General features: G+C 57.0%; 1 protein-coding gene. It reads right to left on the bottom strand.

From position 1 onward, the window contains the following. Positions 1–67: 67 nt before the first annotated feature. Positions 68–2,051: AfsR/SARP family transcriptional regulator (locus HPY90_RS15990; RefSeq protein ID WP_287195984.1), on the bottom strand; the 1,984-nt coding region annotated here is incomplete at its 5' end.

Below are 2,051 nucleotides of genomic sequence, written 5' to 3'. Positions count from 1 at the left end.
CAATAAAAAATCAGGCTCCCTTTTTATATATTCTCAGGGGCCTGTTCGTATTGTTCATATTTTATTGTTATTCCGTATTTAAAATCCCTTTTAGGTCATTTTCCACCTGCCGGGCGTCGTAGCGGCTGCCGATCTGCAGAAAAAGGCGCCTGCTCCGCGTCAGGTACCGTTTAGATGCTGCTGTGTCGCCATGCCGTAAAGCCATTAAACCGTCGATCCGGGCTAGCCAGGCCGGTACCCACCGATCAATTGGATCAGCCCTTTCGGCAGCCCGCCGCCGGCAGACCTCCGCCGCGCTGGTTTGTCCCAGTTTTAGCAAGGCCACAGCCCGGTGGCTGTAAAAAAACGCCTCGAAAGCGCCCCATTCACAAACCCTGGCCAGGCGCACTCCCACTCCGGCCCAGCGGGCCGCTTTTTTAAACAGGCCCGCCGCCAGCATTTCCTCCGCTACACAGCGAATGGTGCAAGCGATCATGGGACTAGGCAGCCTGAACATGCGCGCCCGCAACCATCCCTCCACCCCGGGTAAGAGAGACCGTCGGTCCTCTGCCGCGGCAAACAACTGGTTTAAATAGATGAAGGGTTCCGGGTTGTATTTGCCCATCTCCGGTTTGAGAAATTCGTCCATTTCCCCGGGTTTGTCCTGGTAGTGGAAAAGGACGATCATCATGGAGCGTGTCATACACTCGCCGACCTTGATCATCAGCGAAGGGAAGGTGGTCATCCGGCAGAGCGCTAGAGCTTCGCGCAGGAAGGATTCTGCCTTTGCCAGGTCGCCGATAATGTAGGAAAGGATACCCCGCTGCAAAATAATCCAGAGCATTTCCCAGGGAGTGCTCATGTACGGCACGTTCTGGATAGCGCGGTCAAAAGCTGCCTGCGCTTCAGCCAGGCAATATTTCTCACGCTGCGACATGGCCAGCAGGGTTGCCAGGCGTGCTTCCGCTTCCCGATCGCCAAGGGCTGTGACCAAGGATAAGCCTTCTTCGGCCAGGGCAACAGCCTTGCTGTTCAGGCCCACTACCCAGCAGGCCTGTGACCCCAATTGCAGGGCACGTCCCAGATCCGAAGGAGGGCCGTTTACACGGTAATATTCCAGGGCTTGCTCAATATAGTGAAGCCCTTTTTCGCGCAACGAGCTGTCCATTTTGGGAGCCAAAGGAATAGAGAGCCAGATCAGCGCTTCCCCCAGGATGAGGCGGGCCCTGGCTGCCAGGCCGCTATAGCGTTCGTAGAAGGAGAGGGTCTTTTCCAGTAATTTGATTCCGTTAGCCGTTTCCCCAAGCAAGGCTAACGCCTCGCCGGAGACCAGGAGCAGCCGGGCATTGCGCAGCGGGTCTTGAGATAGTTTGTTCCCGGCGGATAAAAAACGAAAGCTGCTCTGCGCGCGTCCTTTGGTATTTCTCTGCTGAGATCTTTCCGTCCGCTTCTTGACCGCAGGGGATAGTTCCTGCAGCAGGCGCCTGGTGGACTCGCCCGGGACTATGCCCAGCTCTTTTTCCAGCACCTGACGGCACTGCTCATACTGCTCCACGACCCGGGCCGGCTCTCCTAAATTAGCATAGATGCGCATCAGTGACTGGTGTGCTACTTCATCCAGCGGATCTACAGCCAACCACCGGGAAGCGTAGGAAGCGGCAGCTTCGTGAAGGTTCAGCCCGACCAGCCGCTCTACCAGTGAACGTAGTACGGCAAGGTGTAAATCGGTAAGACGCCGGCGTTCAGGGAGACACCATTGTACGTCCAGGTCCTCCAGGAATTCCCCCCGGTAAAGATAAGTAGCCGCCATCAGGTGCTCGACCTCGGGCGTGTCTTTTTCCAAGCCGGCCCAAGCCTTTTCCTCAAACTCATGGACATCGAGCCGGCAGTCAGGGTGGTGAGAAATCCTTACGATATCGCGTCTCACTTCCAGAAGTTCGTTGCGTGCATTCGCACCGGCAAGGGCCCGGCGCAATAAGTGAAGGGCTGTCCTTAAGTTTCCCGCCGCCCGTTCTTCGCCAGTATCCCCCCAGAGCATACCGCGCAGCACCTCACGCCGAACCCAGCGGCCC

Origin of the sequence: Syntrophothermus sp., assembly GCF_013314835.1 — a bacterium.
Lineage (GTDB): Bacteria > Bacillota > Syntrophomonadia > Syntrophomonadales > Syntrophothermaceae > Syntrophothermus > Syntrophothermus lipocalidus.
This window is presented reverse-complemented; position numbering and strand designations above follow the sequence as displayed.